The 17003-nt window shown below is 63.3% G+C and carries 18 protein-coding genes; 10 read left to right on the top strand and 8 right to left on the bottom strand.

Features of this window, described 5'->3' with window-relative positions; all coding sequences use genetic code 11:
• Positions 1-40: 40 nt before the first annotated feature.
• Positions 41-730 carry a DUF998 domain-containing protein gene (locus CH273_RS10440; RefSeq protein ID WP_032395148.1) on the bottom strand — a complete coding sequence of 230 codons (690 nt, stop codon included), beginning with the start codon at positions 728-730 and terminating at the stop codon, positions 41-43.
• 109 nt (positions 731-839) lie between these two features.
• Positions 840-2174 carry an alpha/beta hydrolase family protein gene (locus CH273_RS10435; RefSeq protein WP_230596737.1) on the bottom strand — a complete coding sequence of 445 codons (1335 nt, stop codon included), beginning with the start codon at positions 2172-2174 and terminating at the stop codon, positions 840-842.
• Between the two features lie 98 nt (positions 2175-2272).
• On the opposite strand from CH273_RS10435, the gene CH273_RS10430 reads away from it, so the two are divergent.
• From CH273_RS10430 to CH273_RS10420, 3 genes are read left to right on the top strand one after another with little or no spacing between them, the layout of a single operon-like run.
• Positions 2273-2902 (top strand): TetR/AcrR family transcriptional regulator, encoded by a 630-nt coding sequence (locus tag CH273_RS10430; RefSeq protein ID WP_052049436.1) that lies wholly within the window; start codon positions 2273-2275, stop codon positions 2900-2902.
• A gap of 33 nt (positions 2903-2935) precedes the next feature.
• Positions 2936-3277 (top strand): ArsR/SmtB family transcription factor, encoded by a 342-nt coding sequence (locus tag CH273_RS10425; protein WP_032395060.1) that lies wholly within the window; start codon positions 2936-2938, stop codon positions 3275-3277.
• 4 nt (positions 3278-3281) lie between these two features.
• On the top strand, positions 3282-3767 hold the full coding sequence (locus tag CH273_RS10420; RefSeq protein ID WP_032395059.1) for an SRPBCC family protein: 486 nt from the start codon (positions 3282-3284) through the stop codon (positions 3765-3767).
• A gap of 61 nt (positions 3768-3828) precedes the next feature.
• On the opposite strand, the gene CH273_RS10415 is transcribed toward CH273_RS10420, so the two are convergent.
• Positions 3829-4848, bottom strand: coding sequence for an SMP-30/gluconolactonase/LRE family protein (locus CH273_RS10415; protein ID WP_032395058.1), 1020 nt, complete (start codon positions 4846-4848; stop codon positions 3829-3831).
• Positions 4849-4935: 87 nt separating this feature from the next.
• Between CH273_RS10415 and CH273_RS10410 the strand changes: the two genes are divergently transcribed.
• Positions 4936-5589 (top strand): DedA family protein, encoded by a 654-nt coding sequence (locus CH273_RS10410; protein ID WP_032395057.1) that lies wholly within the window; start codon positions 4936-4938, stop codon positions 5587-5589.
• Between the two features lie 4 nt (positions 5590-5593).
• Here the strand turns inward: CH273_RS10410 and CH273_RS10405 are convergent, their stop codons facing one another.
• Positions 5594-5854, bottom strand: a complete 261-nt coding sequence (locus tag CH273_RS10405; protein WP_032395056.1) for a LuxR C-terminal-related transcriptional regulator — start codon at positions 5852-5854, stop codon at positions 5594-5596.
• A gap of 173 nt (positions 5855-6027) precedes the next feature.
• On the opposite strand from CH273_RS10405, the gene CH273_RS10400 reads away from it, so the two are divergent.
• The 3 genes from CH273_RS10400 (at position 6028) to CH273_RS10390 (ending at position 10060) form a co-directional block, all read left to right on the top strand.
• The gene (locus tag CH273_RS10400; RefSeq protein ID WP_032395055.1) at positions 6028-7275 is read left to right on the top strand and encodes a TetR family transcriptional regulator C-terminal domain-containing protein; all 1248 of its coding nucleotides are present in this window, start codon (positions 6028-6030) and stop codon (positions 7273-7275) included.
• Positions 7276-7436: 161 nt separating this feature from the next.
• The gene (locus CH273_RS10395) at positions 7437-8672 is read left to right on the top strand and encodes a hypothetical protein (protein WP_052049435.1); all 1236 of its coding nucleotides are present in this window, start codon (positions 7437-7439) and stop codon (positions 8670-8672) included.
• The gene (locus CH273_RS10390; RefSeq protein ID WP_082322440.1) at positions 8669-10060 is read left to right on the top strand and encodes an outer membrane protein assembly factor BamB family protein; all 1392 of its coding nucleotides are present in this window, start codon (positions 8669-8671) and stop codon (positions 10058-10060) included. The genes CH273_RS10395 and CH273_RS10390 overlap by 4 nt, the downstream gene beginning before the upstream one ends.
• Before the next feature lies 1 nt (position 10061).
• Here CH273_RS10390 and CH273_RS10385 read toward each other — a convergent pair whose 3' ends face one another.
• A complete protein-coding gene (locus tag CH273_RS10385) occupies positions 10062-10565 on the bottom strand; it encodes a DUF1648 domain-containing protein (protein WP_032395053.1) in 504 nt (167 codons plus the stop codon).
• A gap of 82 nt (positions 10566-10647) precedes the next feature.
• On the opposite strand from CH273_RS10385, the gene CH273_RS10380 reads away from it, so the two are divergent.
• Positions 10648-12129 carry a class I SAM-dependent methyltransferase gene (locus CH273_RS10380; RefSeq protein ID WP_032395052.1) on the top strand — a complete coding sequence of 494 codons (1482 nt, stop codon included), beginning with the start codon at positions 10648-10650 and terminating at the stop codon, positions 12127-12129.
• Here the strand turns inward: CH273_RS10380 and CH273_RS10375 are convergent.
• Positions 12113-12430 (bottom strand): ArsR/SmtB family transcription factor, encoded by a 318-nt coding sequence (locus tag CH273_RS10375; RefSeq protein ID WP_032395051.1) that lies wholly within the window; start codon positions 12428-12430, stop codon positions 12113-12115. The genes CH273_RS10380 and CH273_RS10375 overlap by 17 nt on opposite strands.
• 88 nt (positions 12431-12518) lie before the next feature.
• On the opposite strand from CH273_RS10375, the gene CH273_RS10370 reads away from it, so the two are divergent.
• Positions 12519-13568, top strand: a complete 1050-nt coding sequence (locus CH273_RS10370) for an SDR family oxidoreductase (RefSeq protein WP_032395050.1) — start codon at positions 12519-12521, stop codon at positions 13566-13568.
• A gap of 79 nt (positions 13569-13647) precedes the next feature.
• Entirely contained in the window at positions 13648-14439 is a 792-nt protein-coding gene (locus tag CH273_RS10365; protein ID WP_032395049.1) for an acyl-CoA thioesterase, read from the top strand.
• Here CH273_RS10365 and CH273_RS10360 read toward each other — a convergent pair.
• Positions 14427-15902 carry a mannitol dehydrogenase family protein gene (locus CH273_RS10360; RefSeq protein ID WP_032395048.1) on the bottom strand — a complete coding sequence of 492 codons (1476 nt, stop codon included), beginning with the start codon at positions 15900-15902 and terminating at the stop codon, positions 14427-14429. The genes CH273_RS10365 and CH273_RS10360 overlap by 13 nt on opposite strands.
• 104 nt (positions 15903-16006) lie before the next feature.
• Positions 16007-16978 (bottom strand): ABC transporter substrate-binding protein, encoded by a 972-nt coding sequence (locus CH273_RS10355; RefSeq protein WP_032395047.1) that lies wholly within the window; start codon positions 16976-16978, stop codon positions 16007-16009.
• Between the last annotated feature and the right edge of the window lie 25 nt (positions 16979-17003).

The raw sequence follows: 17003 nt of genomic DNA, 5'->3' as shown, positions 1-17003 counted from the left end.
CACTGAACGGTTGGACGCGACGCGTGCTCGATCGGTTCCCTCAGACAGGCTGAGAGGCTCGCAGCTCCCGAGTCGCCTTCGAGGTGAGGCTCCTTCGTTCCGCCGCCCACACCCACAGCGCCAGCGATATCAATGCGATCACTTCGGCGACGACGAGCACCCGCTCCACGTAGCCGAGTGTGACTACGCGGTACCAAGGCCGCGAGCCGGTTGCTCCCACTGCCAGCGCGTAGACGATGGGCATCAGAGTCACGAGGGAGAGCGCGCTGAGTCCCATGGTCACGCGGGCGCGCACTGCCCACACGGTGTCCCGAAGCCAGGGCCGCGAGAACGCGAACACCGCGACCGGGATGCTGACGAACGCCACGGCAGCCCCCAACCTGTGGATCGTCCCGCCGAGGCTCAGGGAGGCGTCGTTCGACCAGTCCTGCTTCGGCACAGCGACGACGGCAATGAGCCCCACGGTCCACAGCGTGAGGAAGATCGAGGCGGCTGCACCAGGCCGAGTGAGACGATGTCGAATCGCGGACGCGAGGGTGAGTGCAGAACCGAATGCGAGCAGTACGACGCCGATCGAGAACACCCACTGCTGCGCGCCGAGTCCGTATTCGCTGATCGTCCGGCGCAGATGGGAGGGCGTCTGCCATGCGGTGAGCAGATCGAGAACCAGCACCACGAGTGCGCCCAGCACGATCGTCAGTGCTCCGATCATGGCCGGTCGAATCTGCACGTCGCTCTCCTCCGGGACGGCACGGTCGGCTGCCCACACTCCATGGTGCCTGAACGATCGCCCTTGCTCGATGACGTCACCCGGACACCGGCTTTCAGGGCCGCCAAAGCTATTTCGTCGACGGGGCCAGAAGATGCTCGCAGAGGAAGCGCGTCGAGAGCAACGACCAGTGCTCGGCATTGCCCATGGCACAGTGGTCGTCGTCGGCATAGAGCACCAGCTGCGCGTTCGGTGCAGCGACTGCGAGGTCGATCGAGTCGCGGGTACTGGCCAGCGTGTCCCGGGCCCCGTTGATCACCAACAGGGGGATGCCGATCTCCCGATAGAGTTGGTGCAGAGAGAGTTTCGATACCTTGCGCAACAGGCCGGCAGTGCTGGTGGCACCGAGCGTCCGACTCAGTGTCGACAGCATCACCTCTGGCATGCCGATCGAATTGAGGACACCGAAACTGCGATGCGTGAGCGGCCCATTGCACACCACCGCTTTCAGACGAGGGTCCACAGCGGCCATGCGCGCCGCCCAGTAGCCGCCGAAGCTGAAACCCATGATGCCGAGCCGCTCGGCGTCGATGCGCTCATCGGCAGCGAGAAAGTCGATCACCGCGCTGTACACGTTCTCGGACGCCACCGTCATAGGTTCGCTGTACGAATATGTGCCGGGCATCTCCATGACGAAGGTCGCGAGACCGGCGTCGCGCTGTGCCAGGAGAGGAAAGAGAGTCTCGGCGATGGTGCCTTCCAATCCATTCGAGACCAGAACCGCCGGCATGTTCGTCGCACCGATCGGCAACGCGAGAACGCCGTGCACTCGATCGGTGGTGCCGGGCAGGACGATGTCGAGCACTTCGACGTCGTACCCCATCGTCGGTGCCATGGCCTGCACCAACGCCTCCGACAGGCGCGACGAGCGCCGATAGGCACGCTGGCGTTGTGGACTCCCGCCAGGCCACGCGGCGACGAAGTCGTACACCACGGCTTTGATCAATCCGTCCATCGCAACAACCGCATCGGATGCCTCGGGGTGCTCTACGACGAAACGTGCCGGTGCCTCCGGATCCGCAACCGTGCCACGATCGGCAAGAATCGTCGCCGCTGATTCCAGTGCCTCACCCAGAGCCGTCAGCGCTGAGAGGTCGGGGGCATCGAGCAACCGGGCACTCGCGGGGGCACCCAATCGGGACAAGGCCTCGTCTGCGCGCGCGAGGTATCGGTCGGCGAAAGTCGACCAATAGGGAGCCCACCGGTCATCATCGAACGAACGACATTCCGACAACTGACGCCGGAACTCGGCATCCGATATTCCGCCGAGATGCGTGAAGCGGTCGACGAACAGCCGTGGCAGAAACGGCGCGACACCTCGCCTGTGTGCTGCACTCTCCGTCCTGTGGGTCAGTGCCCTCACGCTGACCGCTATCCGTCGTCCCCAATCAGTCAACGATGTCACCGGCTGCTCCCCCGCCACTCAAAGCAGAAAGTTCTGCGTTAACGCACGGTAGGCGGCTCGATCAACTAAAGCAAGGAACACTGCAATAGCATTCACGAATGGATGACGACACCGCGCACGTTGCACCACGCCGACGGCCCGGGGGGCGGACGGCGCAGGTCAGAGCCGCGGTACATCAGGCTGTGCTGGACGCCGTGATCGAGGTCGGCGTCGACAAGATCGGCATACCGGACATCGCCCGCCGCGCCGGCGTACGTGACAGTACCGTCTACCGACGGTGGGCCACTCGAGAAAATCTTGTACTCGACGCGATGCTCGCTGCCAGCCAGCACACCCTCCCACGGCCCGATACCGGTTCGCTGCGCGGGGATCTGACGGCGCTTGCCACCACTTTGAGCGCGTATCTGAACTCACCCCTGGGCCATGGCCTGGTTCGAGCGCTCGCCTTCGTCACCGACTCCCCCGAGATCGAACTGGCACGGAAAACATTCTGGCAGAAGCGTTTCGAGGTGAACCAAGTGATGATCAGGCATGCAATCGCACGTGGTGAGATCCCCGCCGGTGCCGACGCACACGCCCGCACCGCGATAGAGCTACTCATCGCTCCTATCCATTTTCGCCATCTCCTCACCCGACTTCCGTGCGACGCGGAATTCATCGACACCGTGGTCTCGGCTGCGATCGGTTCACTACGGCGAACGCCGACGACCGACGCCGAACACTCTTGACGAGACCCGAATCCCGTAATAACCTACAACCAAATGGTTGTAGATGAGTTGAGTGACGACGAGGTCGATCGCCTGTTCCAGGCGTTCGCCGACAAGACCCGGCGTGACATCGTCGCGAGGGTCACTGTCGGCGAACAGTCGGTGTCGGAATTGGCGGCTCACTACGCCATGAGTTTTGCCGCTGTGCAGAAGCACGTCGCCGTTCTCGAACGCGCCGACGTGATCACGAAACACAAGCGTGGCAGGGAGCAGATCGTGCGAGTTCGATTGGACACCATCGCACGAGCCCGCGCACTGCTCGACGCATACGAAGAGATCTGGCGACGTCGAGTCGACCGGATCGACGAACTACTTTCCCACGACGAGAAAGGCTGAATCCATGCCGTTCATCAGCTCCCACAAGGATGCGGAGACGTTGACCATGACGATGGTCGCCGAGTTCGACGCGAAAGTCGAACGGGTGTGGCAGATCTGGGAGGACCCGCGCCAACTCGAGCGCTGGTGGGGACCACCGACGTGGCCCGCGACCTTCGAGAGCCACGACTTCGTGCCGGGCGGAAAAGCGTCGTACTACATGACCGGACCCGAGGGCGAAAAAGCCGCCGGCTGGTGGCTTTTCACCGAGATCTCCGCGCCGACCACACTGTCCTTCGATGACGGTTTCGCCGACGACTCCGGCAACCCGTCGTCGACGATGCCCGTCACCCACGCCACCGCGACCCTCGAAGACGTCGACGGCACAACACGTATGACCATACGTTCGCGATTCGACAGCCTCAGCCAGCTCGAAGAACTCGTCGAGATGGGCATGGACGAGGGTATGGCCCTGGCACTCGGTCAGATCGACGCCATCGTCGCCGACTGATCGTTGTGCACGGAAACTCGATCTCTGCTAAGAACTTTCGTGCACGTGCGGCGCAGCCGCTCTACTCCGGAACCGAGCTGACGGTGAACGGCTCGACGGGCTCTCCCCCACGCTTGTCGAACTGACTGTTCACCACGTACAGCCGATCGTCCATCGCTGCAACGGTTGTCGGATACGCGAACGATGCGTCGGTGATCTCGCCGGTGACCGCGCCGGTTCTTCCGTCGTCGTCGAGATCCACCTTCGCGATGAGACCGTCGCGATTGCGAACGACGTACAGCGTGTCGTCGTCCATCTCCATCCCGTCGCCGTTCATGAGTGTCGCTCCCCCGAGATCGACCTGTGTGACCTCCTTGGAAGTCTTGTCGATCCGATACAGGTTGCCGGTGCTCGACTGCACGACGATCAACGCAGATTCGTCGTCGTTCTCCACGATGCCGTTGGCGTTGAACCCCTCCCCGTACGCGAACGGAGTGCCGTCGAAGCTCACGAACGTTTCCAACGGTCCGTCCTGCGTTCCGGCGGTCATCTGTTCGGCGGGAATGCGGTACAACGCCGGGCTGCGCGAGTCCGTGACGTAGGCATCGCCGTTGTCGGCAATGGCGACGTCGTTGAGAAATGTCGCGTCTGCACCGAGACCGTTGGTGAACGTGGCCACCAGGTCACCGGATTCGGCGTCGTACACCCACACCTTGCCGGTGGCTCCACCGGCGATCACCAGGTAGTCGGCGCGATCGTCGTCATCGGTCACATCGATACCCGCAGCACCGGTGCGTCCGTCCGCGCCGCCGGGTAGGAACACCGACACATCGGGAGATCCGACGGTTCCGCGGAACACCGCTCCGTCGGACGTCGACGTCACGTAGAACGTGTCGTCCGCGGCGGTGATGCCCTCGGGGAACACTCCGCTACCGGGCAGGTCGTAGACCGTTGCGGTGCTCGAAATCGATGACGTTGCCGCCGACGAGGAGGAACCGCTCGGGGTGCTCGGTGCCGGCTCGGCCGAATCCGACGACCCGCAGGCACTCAGCAGGAGTGTGGCAACGGCAACAGCGGGGACTACTCGGGAGACTCGGTTCACACCGTCGAGTGTTCCATATGTCTCAATTCTCGGGCATTTGTCCTGGTGAACAGATTTTCCTGGCGTCGGTTTCGTACAGTCGTTGCCATGAGTGCCCTTTCCTCCCTTGCCGCAGCCGACAGCGACCTCGGAGGGATCGCCGGATGGGCAGTGAGTTTGATGGAGGCCATCGGCGGCCCTGGGGCCGGAATCGCCGTCGCCGCGGAGAACTTCTTCCCGCCCCTTCCCAGCGAGATCATCCTCCCTCTCGCCGGGTTCACCGCGTCGCAGGGCGGCATGACGCTGCTGAGTGCGTTGTTCTGGACGACGGCAGGCTCGGTGCTCGGCGCACTCGTCCTGTACTGGCTCGGCATCAAGCTCGGCCGCGATCGGATGTATGCCATCGTCGAGAAGATGCCGTTCGTCGGCACCGAGGATCTGACCAAGGCAGAGGACTGGTTCACCCGTCACGGTCGGTCGGCAGTGTTCTTCGGCCGCATGATCCCGGTCGTCCGTTCGGGCATATCCATCCCGGCCGGCGTGTCCCGGATGCCGATTCTCCAATTCACCCTGTACACCACTCTCGGCAGCCTGATCTGGAACTCGATCTTCGTACTCGCCGGCTACTTCCTCGGCGAGAACTGGCATTACGTGGAGAACTACGCCTCGGTGTTCCAGTACGTCGTCATCGGCATAGTCGTCGCGCTGATCGCCTGGTTCGTGGTGAAGAAGATCAAGTCCAGACGCGTCGAGGTGCAATAGCCGCTCACAGATCGTCGATGTCGATGAACCCGTCCTGCAGCGCACGCACCAGCAACGTCGCCTTGGTCGGTGCAGTTCGCCCCACCGCCGTGTATTTCGCTCTGATGCGAGTCAGATGTGTGTTGACGGTTCCCATCGACAGATAGAGCGAACGCGACGCCTCCGCTTTGGAATCCGAGATGAGCCAGGCGGTGAGTACTTCGATTTCACGAGCGCTGAGCCGGGGGTCGGGTGCGTCGCCGACGCGGATATCGAGCACTGTCATGGAGGTCCTCGGTGTCGGGCACCGCCGCTGTCCCGGTGGCGCGAACACGGCCAATGACACCGCAACCGCTCCGCTGGGTCACTCCGAGGAATGACCGAGGTCGCTCTCACCTGAGAGTGAATACTGTCGCCCGCGACCTCGATCTTGTCGCCACCTGGGTAAAGTCCGCCTCTATGACCGAGCTCGACGCGACCGCCGCCCACTTCGTCGAGGCGGGTGTGTCATTGCTGATCGCACATCCGCGCAAGATCCTCGAACGCGGACTGCGCATCGAGGACGTCGTCCACGAGACCGACTCGTCGACGGCGACGTTCTTCCGCAAGTTCAAGACCAAATCCGACTTCCTCACCGCGGTCGTCGAACATTTGTCTCGTACTCCTCCACCGGTCGACATCCACGACATCGTTCGCGCGCAGATGACGAACAGCGGCGCGTCGATTCGCGCATCGGTGTCGGCGCTCGTCGCGGACCACTTCCCGGCAATCGTCGACCGGAAGAGCACTACCGCGTCTCTTCTCGACCATGTTTTCCGCGGACCCGCTTCCGCGGCACTCGCCGCTGAGTACCGCCTGCGAGACGACGCCGTGCTCGACGCATTCGAGGTTCTGTTCGCTCCCGACGGTGGAGCCTTTCGCCGTCCCTTCACGGCCCGATCGTTCGCCGTGACGGTCAATGCCGTCGTGGACGGCTTTCGCATCCGCAGTCAGGTCGACGCCGCTTCCGTATCGGCCGATGTGTTGTCCGATGCGCTGCTCGCCTTCCTCGGGGCCGTCGTCGACACGTCGGGGCATCATCAGCACCTCGATGACGTCGTGGGGGAAGTCGGTGTCTCGGGCGAGGAGCGGCCGCTGCCCCGCGATCCGCGTGCTGCGATCGTCACCGCTGCGCGCGACGAGTTCGGAAAGCGTGGCTACTTCATGACGCGAATGGACGACGTCGCCGATATCGCGGGAGTGCCGAGGGCGGCGTGCAAGACACTGTTTCCGACCAAACCGTCCGTCATCGTTGCAGCACTGCAGAGTCGAGTCGATCGTCTTCGCGAGTCGGTGGCCGACGACCAGTTGCTGGGCCTCGACGAGCTCACGATTCTGCGGAATCACATGCTGCGGTGCGCGCAACTCGCCGCCGACGAACTTGAGTTCATGGACGCTCTCCTCGTCGCCGTCGCACACGACACCTACGGCGAGCCGGAGGGGCTGATCTCGATCAAGGAGAAGCTCAACCTGCCGGCGATCATTGCACCGGTCATCGCGCGAGGACAGGACACCGGCATTTTCCGAACGAGCTCGAGCCCAGTGGATCTCGCTGCCGGAATCACCAACACTCTGTTGATGCGATGCTTCACCCGACGACAGAACAGCCCGCAGGACAACGCGACGTTCGTCGGTGAACTTCTCCTCGACGGACTCGGTACGCACTGAGCATCGACCGGCCGGGTGTCATCGAACGCCGGATCCCGCCGGCGAGGTGATCGGGGGCTGCCAGGATGTCATCTGGCTGCTACACCCGGCACGATTAGAAAAACGAATGGTATGAATGTTGCGCGACATTCGTCGCGAATGCGGCGAACGAAGCGAGGGTCATGAACGGGGACACGCAGCCCACCGAACGCAATCGTTCCGCGCTGCTGAACACACTCGTCCTCGTATCGATAGTGGCACTCGGTGTAGTCGCAGCGGGACTGACCGCTCCGGCCGAGGAGCCTGAATTGACCTCGTTACCAACGACATCGGCGACACCCGTTCCGGAGCCTCCGCAGCAGGAATACGCGGTGGTCACCCCGGAGGTAGACGCGTCGGCAAGCATTCCGGGGTGCGACACCGTCGAGCCTCCGAGCGAATCCTCATCCCTCGCCTTCTTGACCACGGGCGATGAATCGTACGACAATCCAGCGGCCCCCTGGTACAGCGGACCCCGAGCGCACCTCATGTCCGAGGCGTTGATGGCAGCACTTCCCTCCGCGATCTCGTCGACCACGTCCATGTACTTCGGCCCGATACCCGCGTCGAGCGAATCCGAGGATTTTGTCCTCGACTCGGCGCACGCATCCACCCCACTGGCCTCGGGTAGCGAGTCCGCCTATCTCAGTGTCGGTGTCGGCCCGGCAGACTCGGCCGAACCACCACCGTGCGTGGCCGGCCAAGTGGATGAGCGACGGAGTCTGCCGGACGGAACGGTGCTGGACACCGACGACACGTGGCGCGAAACCAACGGTCAGAGGTCCTACTCCCGGACGGCCACCGCGTACACGCCGGACGGATCCCTCGTCTCTGCCTCGGTCTCCGGCGGGAACGACCCGGCCACGTTGAAACTGACGCTCGACGACCTGGTCCGAATAGCCGCCGACCCTGCCCTCAGGATCACTGCTCCCATCCCTGCCGGAACACCGGGCAATGCCGCCGACTGCTACGCAGGCTGGGGTGTCGGCTGGGACGACTCCCCGACGCCGTCGTTCTCCCGCGAAGAGATTCGAACGCTCAACGACGCTCTCCGGCGGGCAAACGCAGCGGCGCTCGCTCCGACACCACCGTTGGGTGCGTTGCACACCAGTGAATTCGGTTCCGGGCTGTGTCAGACGGTGAACAGCACTGCCGGGCAACTCACGATCAGCGTTGCTCGGGCCACGCCTGACATCCAATCCGATTCGACGACAACGGAGGAGCCCCAGCTCGTCTCACCGGACGAGTATGGGCCGGGTTCCGCGGTCTCCGTCGTCACGCCGTCGGGGCTCGAGATCACGGTGTCTACGACACAACCGGTGCAGGATCCGGCACTGCTCGAGAACCTGGCGAACACAGCAGGATTGGACCTTCGATGATGCGATGGACCCAGAACACCACACTGGTCGTTGCGACGATCGTCGCAACACTGTCGGTCGGTGCCGCGATAGCCGTTGTGACCCAGGACCGATCGACGACCATCAAGAAGATCACCGACTCCTCGGACGACGCACCGGGGTTGGCGTGGTCCGTCGATCCGGCGGACATCGGACTGGAGGGAGCCACCTTCGCCTCTCCGAGGACAGGTTCGATGTACGCATGGCAGGCCGGCTCGATTCTGATCGACCACACCGCTCTCACACTGGCCGTCGTGTCCTCGGAATCCGGCAACGACGAGGCAGTCATGGTCGGAATCGACACCGCGGACGGCAGCGTTCTGTGGAAGACCCCCGCTCCGGACCTGGCCGCGTGCGCCGACGAGCCGCTCGGCGGCCGACTCCTGTGCCATCAACCGATCTGGGGTGCGACGCCGGGCTACGTCACCTTCGATCCGATCACCGGCGAATCGCGGAACTACCCCACCGATCTCGACCTGTTCGCCGTCACGGTTGCGAACGATCGCGTGTACACGACATCGGGCGACCTCGAAGCCGGTGACATTCTGTTGCACCGCGGAACATTGGAGAATCCGAGCGCCGACTGGACGGTTCCGCTGCACGCGTCGGCCGGCTGGGAGGACGACTACGCCACCGCATTGAAGGTCGGTGACGACATCGGAACATTCGACGTCGGGGGCGGTTTCTCCACGTTCGACGCCTCGACCGGACGGCAGCTCTGGAAGACGGACAGCCTCGAGGATTGTCTCGGAGCCGTGGGACGCACCGCAGGCGACCTGGCCATTGCGTCGTTGAGAGATTGTGAGGGTACGAGTACGGAATCGAAAGGGTCCGCCGCCTTCCGTTCGGACGGCACCGTCCTCGCACGATCGGACAGCCCTGTCGTACAACAACCTTCGCTGGACGAGCCCACCGACACGGCGATACCGATCGTTCTCGGTGAAACGGCCTTCGACCGCAACACAGGCGAGGAACTGTGGCGCGACGACGCCCTGTCGTACGACTTTCCCGGCGACGAACTCAACGAGCCCCGCACGTACGCCACCCTGACGCATGTCATCGGCTATGTCGGGTTGCTGCAGGCATCCAATGGCACCACCGCGATCGACCTGCGAGACGGCGAGCACCTGTGGCAGGCCGAACTGAACGGCACCATCATCGGGCGCGACAACGATCTGGTGTTGACCTCGGCCGGAACCGATCTCTCCGCGGTCGACGTGACCACCGGTGGGACCGAGTGGACTGCATCGACGTCGATGATGTTTCCGGACGACGAGTCGATGAGCTTCGAGCAGTTGGTCGACGCAACCGAGGGCGGATATCTGGTGCAGTCCGGATCGAAATTGGCGATGCTGCAACCACTCCCCTGAGTCAGTTCTTCGGTACGCGGTACCGGCCGCCTTTGACGACGAACACCACGTATCCCAGAATGGCCAGCAGGTACAGCGCCGTCGGGACGGCGAGAACCCAGACGCCGACCGAGTCGCCCGTCGTTGCACCCGCAACGCCGGTGATCCAGGCGAACAGCAATGCCGTTGCCGCACCGATCCACTCGAGGTCCTCGGCCATCTTTCGGTTCAGCTCGGGTCGGTTCTCGGCGGCAGTCCAATACTCGTGCATCGTCCGACTCGGCAGATTCACCATGGACCCCGGAACCTTGGGGAACCACCACCCGATACTCGCGAACAACCCGATGATCGCGAATCCGATGCCGCCCATCGTCAGCAGGAAGGACAGCTTCGAGTCCATGCGATCGACCTGACCGGACCCGTCGAAGTGCGCGGGCACTTGATCCCCCGCAGTGACGGCGACCCAGATCAGAGCGCCGATGAACGCCAGAGTTGACAGCAGTAGGGCCGCACGCGAAAGCTTCATCCCAGTCAACTTTAATGCCTTGGGCAGTGGTGTGGTTGAGTGCCGTAGAAGGAACTTGTTCGCACCACCGCCGGAGGCATCGATGCCCAACAACGAGTTCGGGGACTTCCAGACCCCGATCGAGTTGGCACGTGCATTGGTGGACACCCTGCCTCGACGGCAGTGGACTCGTGTCCTGGAACCCACGTGTGGTGTCGGGAACTTCTTGTCGGTCATCGGTGAGTGTCACCCCGACACAGAACGGGTCGGAATCGAAGTGCAGCCCGAGTACGCCGCGGCCGCATCGATATTCGGCAGGGTGATCACAGCATCGATCTTCGATTTCGACCTGGCGCGCGACATCGCATGGACGTCGGAGTCGGGCCCGACCCTCGTCGTCGGCAACCCACCGTGGGTGACCAACTCACAGCTGTCGGTTCTGGGTTCCAGCAACAGACCGGCTCGTGCGAACACCGGGAACGTGCGCGGCATCGATGCGATCACCGGAAGCTCGAATTTCGATGTTGCGGAGTTCATCTGGATCAAGTTGCTCACCGAGTTCGCAGATCGCCCGGTCACCGTTGCGATGATCTGCAAAACCCAGGTAGCTCGAAACGTCCTGTTGCACTGTGCTCGGCACGGCCTTCCGATCACCGGTTCGAGTCTGCGCCCCATCGACGCCAAGAAGTGGTTCGACGCCGGAGTCGATGCCTGCTGGTTCGTGGTCGAGCTCGGAACCGGTGCAACCGACCACACCGCGCAGATGTATTCGAGCATGGACGCACTGCACCCCAGCAGCAGGATCGGAGTGGTCGACGGACAACTCGTCGCGGACGTCGACGCCTACGAGCGAAGCAAGCAGTTCGATGGCATCAGTCCACTGATGTGGCGTCAGGGCATCAAACACGATGCGTCTGCCGTCATGGAACTGGCCGCGAACGACGGCCCGCGAACCAAACTCGGAGCTGCGGTCGACGTCGAGACAGACTTCCTGTTTCCCCTGTTCAAATGCACCGACGTCTATCGCGACAAGTTGAGCGTGGTCTCGCGATGGATGATCGTGCCGCAATCCCACACCGGTGACGACACCGCACAGTTGGCGGACAGCGCACCGAAGTTGTGGAAGTACCTGACCGACAACGCGACAGCTCTCGACGGCAGGAAGTCGTCGATCTACCGAAATCGCGCCCGGTTCTGCATCTTCGGTGTCGGGCCGTACACGTTTGCGCCCTACAAGATCGCGATCTCCGGATTCCACAAGATTCCGCAGTTCAGGATGGTCGGCCCCTGCGACGGAAAACCTGCGGTGTTCGACGACGCCACCTATCTATTGCCATTCGAGGACCCAGCGGCATGCGCCGTCGCCCATGCACTGTTGACCGGACCGGAAGCGACTGATCTCATCGCGGCCCTCGCATTCTGGGACAGCAAGCGACCGGTGACGAAGAAGCTGCTCCAACGCATCGACCTGAGCGCCATCGCACGTGCAACCGACCGGCGCACACTGCGGGACCGGGCGCGAGATGTGCACACGGACAGCAGTTCGATCGATCAGGCGATCGACAACTTCACAGATCGGACTTGATCGTCTCGGCCAGTCGGTCGAGGAATTCGTCGTTGCGTTTGTAGTGCACCCAGGGGCCGATCTTGGTGCTTGTCACCAGCTGCGCGCGTTGCAGCACGGCCATGTACTGCGAGGCTGTGGACTGCGAAACACCCGCCCGCGATCGAATGTGCTTGAGGCACACTCCCACGTCCTCGGCGGGCTCGAGCTGGGGCGGAAAGTCATTGGGATCCTTGAGCCACCGCATGATCGCCAATCGCGCGGGATTGCTCAGCGCACCGAACACCGCCGCGAGCTCTGCGGGGTCCAGTTCGTCAGCCACCCTCGAAGCCTACTCCAATATCGCAATATCCCGATATGTGGTCTACTAATGACATCGCAATATCGCGATATCCAGATGGGAGAAGTTCATGTCACGCGTAGCAGTGGTAGTGGGAGCCAACGGAGTGATCGGCGGTAACTTGGTCGATCACCTGCAGCGAACAGGTGATTGGGACATCGTCGGGCTCTCACGCCGCGGCGGTCTCGACGACGGACGCGTCCGGCACATCGCGGTGGATCTGCTCGACGCCGACGAGACGCACCGCAGACTGGCCGAGCTCACCGACGTCACGCACATCTTCTACGCCGCGTATCAGGAGAGACCGAGCTGGGCCGAACTCGTCGCCCCCAATCTCTCGATGCTCGTCAACGTGGTCACGGCCATCGAGGACAGTTCACCGGACCTCGAGCACGTGAGTCTGATGCAGGGATACAAGGTGTACGGCGCACACCTGGGGCCCTTCAAAACCCCGGCGCGAGAATCCGATCCGCCCCACATGCCGCCCGAGTTCAACGTCGATCAGCAACAGTTTCTCGAGGCGCGGCAATTCGGCAAGCGGTGGACCTGGTCGGCCATCCGGCCATCGGTGGTGTGCGGTGTCGCTCTGGGGAACCCGATGAACCTGGCCACCGTCATCGCCGTGTACGCCACCATGTGCGCGAAACTGGGTGTCCCCATGCGGTTTCCGGGAAAGCCCGGTGCCTTCGGCGCGCTGCTCGAGATGACCGACGCATCGTTGCTCGCAGAGGCGACGGTATGGGCGGCCACCACGCCGACCTGCGCCAATCAGGCGTTCAACATCACCAACGGCGACCTGTTTCGCTGGAGCCAGATGTGGCCGCGCATCGCGAGTCTGTTCGACCTCGACACCGCAACTCCGTTACCGATATCCCTGGCGGACGTCATGGCAGACAAGGAGCCGCTGTGGGATTCCATCGTCGCCGAGCACGGACTGCAGTCGACTCCGTATTCCGACGTCTCTTCCTGGGCATTCGGTGATTTCGTGTTCTCCTGGGATTACGACGTCATCGCCGACGGTTCCAAGGCCCGTCGCATGGGATTTCACCGCTTCGTCGACACCGAGGCCATGTTCGCCGGGATCTTCGCCGAGCTACGCAGCCGGCGAATCATTCCGTGAGGAGCCACCCTGCGTGCCGTGTAGGTGAGCCGGATAGTTTGAATCGGCACCAACGCCGATCGAGACCTACGGGAGAACAATGCATCCGTTCGACACAGCAGTGGCACTCGAGACCGTTTCCGACGGCACTTACCGCGGTAGGACGTCGGCACCGTACAACAACATGGTCGGCCCGTTCGGTGGTCTCACCGCCGCAACGTTCGTCCGTGCCATCGAGCTGCATCCCGAATGTCTGGGTTCACCGGTCTCGCTGACGGTGAACTTCGCCGGCCCCGTCGCCGAGGGTGAGTTCGATATCTCGGCGCGTGCCGTGCGCACCAACCGAAGCAATCAACACTGGTATCTCGAACTGACTCAGGGTGGCGACGTCGCCACCACCGCAACAGCAGTGTTCGGTACGAGGCGCGAGACGTGGGACACCATCGAGGCAGTGGCACCGACCGTTCCCTCCCCCGCCGAGACGCCCCGAGGCACCTTTCCCGATGCAATCGCCTGGGCACAGAACTACGAGATGCGTTTCGTGGCAGGCGCTCTGAGCGATCAGGAATCTGCGGACTCGACCGAAACCCTGTGGATTCGAGACACACCGCCGCGTCCGTTGGACTTCCCGGCACTGACATCGCTCAGCGATGTGTTCTATCCCAGGATCTTTCAGCGTCTCGGTCGCTACGTTCCGGCGGGCACCATCTCACTGACGACCCACTTCTTCGCGACGCCCGAGGATCTCGTCAGCCGCTCCGACGGGTACATCCTCGGCACTGCCCGAGCACGCCGCTTCCACCGAGGCTACTTCGACCAGACGGCCGAACTGTGGACCGAGGGCGGGACATTGCTGGCGACGAGTCACCAGGTGGTCTATTACAAGGCCTGACCGACCGACTGTTCCAGCACGCGCCGTACGGCTCCGCGCGCTCCGCTGTCCTGAAGCGACCGTTTGGCCCTCTGGTACGCGCCGCGCAGCCGAGGACTGGTCGAGAGGTCCCCGAACACAGCAGGATTCGCCAGGAAGGCACCGGGGTTGTCGTGGTCTTCCCAGGACAGCCGCTGAAGATGTTCGGCATCTGCGTCGAGCATCGGCACGTCTCCGCGCTCGTAGACACCGCACCACGCTGCGAGTATCAACGCGCAGTGGTCGACGCATCGATCCCGGGCCAGCAGGTCGCGGATCACCGGCAGTACGAACTTCGGAATGCGGGCGGACGCGTCGACGATCTGCCGTTCGAGCGTGTCGCGAACGGCAAGGCTGGAAAGGCGTTGCAGCAGTTGGTCTATGTAGCCCTCGATGTCGATTCCCGGTACAGGGGCGAGGGTGGGTGCGGCCTCGTTCCGCATGTACGACGCGACGAATTCGTGCAGGTCTGGGCTGGCCATCACCTCGTGCACGTGGGTGTACTCGGCGAGTATGCCGAGGTAGCTCATCGCCTGATGGGAGCCGTTGAGCAGCCGCAGTTTCATGTGTTCGTACGGCGCGACGTCGGCGACGAGTTGCACTCCGACCTGGTCGAAGGGCGGCCGCCCGAACGAGAACGTGTCTTCGACCACCCACTGCGAGAACGATTCCGACCGTACCGGCCAGCCGTCGTCGATTCCGAAGTCGTTGCGCACGTCGTCGACGACGGCGGTCGTCGTAGCGGGCGTGATGCGGTCGACCATCGAGTTGGGAAACGCGACCGTGGTATCGATCCAGTCGGCGAGATCGGCGTCGTGATGGCGGGCGAACGAGGTCAATGCCGTTCGGGTCACCGACCCGTTGTGAACGATGTTGTCGCACGACATCACGGTGAAGGGCGGAATCCCGTGGTACCGGCGGGTGGCGAGGGCAACGGTGAGGAAGCCGAAGACACTCGACGGTACCGAGATGTCCCCCAGGTCGTGCAGCACTGCGGGATCGGTGGGCGCGAACGCTCCGGTGGCGTCGTCGACGCCGTAACCGGACTCGGTGATGGTCAAGGACACGATCATCGTGGCGGGTGAGCTGAGCACATCGAGTACGCCCTGCGGATCGTCGGGCGCGTAGACGAAGTCGGCGACCGAACCGATCACCCGGGCGTCCCGTCGACCGTCCGGATCCACTGTGACGAGGGTGTAGAGGTGGTCCTGCGAGTCGAGGACGTCCCCGATCTTCCTGTCTCCCGGCAGCACTCCCACTCCGCACAGAGCCCAGTCGAGATGTCCGGCCGCGAGCAGCCGATCGAAGTACACCGCCTGATGTGCGCGATGAAATGCGCCGACGCCGAAATGCACCACACCGCAGTGCAGTTCGTCCAAGTCGTAGGCCGGCTTCGTGACGGTCGCGGGCAGCTCTTCCAACGTCGCGCGGCGAAGCATGGTCATGACAGATTCCTCGGATCGAACGATTCGGATGGAATTGGTGAGCGGTGGCGCTCCCGGGCATGTGCTGCCACCAGGAGCACCACCGCAGTTCGAGGTGCTACAGGTCAGCAGGACGACTTGTAGACGTACTGCGCACCGTCGCCGTCGATGTTGTCGGCGGTGATGACGTGGAAGCCGGTGGAGATTTCGGACGTGACCGGCTTGTTGTCGATCGCCGCCATGGCCTGCTCGACGCCGTCGGTGCCGATCGTGTCGGGTTGCTGGGCGATCAGTGCCTGCACGGTTCCTTCACGCAGCTGCTTGACCTGTGCGGGACCGGCATCGAATCCGACGATCTTGACCTGGTCCTGCTTGCCTGCCTGCCGGACGCCCGTCGCGGTGCCCTCGGCTGCGAAGGTGTTGGCGGCGAAGATGCCGACGATGTCGGGGTCCTTGGCCAGAGCGGCCGAGACCAGACGGGCAGCTTCGGCCGGGTCGTTGTGGCTGTACTGCACTCCGAGGTAGTCGAATGCCGAATTGGCTCCTACGGCCTCCTCGAAGCCTTCGACACGCGCATCGGCGGTGGAGATACCGGGGTCGGTGGAGATGACCAGAACCTTGCCGCCGGAGGGGTTGAGCTCCTGGATGGCGTTGAATGCTTCCGCTCCACCGCCCTTGTTGTCCGAGGAGATCGACGACACCGCGATGGACGGATCTTCGAGGGTGGTGTCGACGAGGACGACCTTGATGCCCGCGTTCGCCGCAGCCGCCAACGGTGCCTGCATCGCCGCGACGTCGGTGGGCGCGATCAGGATGGCCGACGGCCGCGATGCGACGACGGAATCGACGATCGGCTTCTGCAGCGTGGGATCGAACTTGACCGGGCCCTGAGTGTCGACGGTGACGCCGGCGGCCTCGGCTGCAGCTTCGATTCCGCACTGCATGCTGATGTAGAACTCGTCGCCGCTCACGCCCTGGATGAAGGCGATCTTGCCGCTGCCGTCACCGCTTCCGGAGTCGGACGAGCAGCCCGCCAGAAACATGGCGGAGACCGAAGCGACACTCAGTGCAACGACGGCGGTGCGTGATGTGATCATGGTCGACTTTCTTGTAAGGGATTGT

The organism is Rhodococcus sp. 05-339-2 (assembly GCF_002258965.1).
Lineage (GTDB): Bacteria > Actinomycetota > Actinomycetes > Mycobacteriales > Mycobacteriaceae > Rhodococcoides.
Note: the sequence above shows the minus strand (reverse complement) of the source record. Positions and strands in the feature narration are given on the sequence as shown.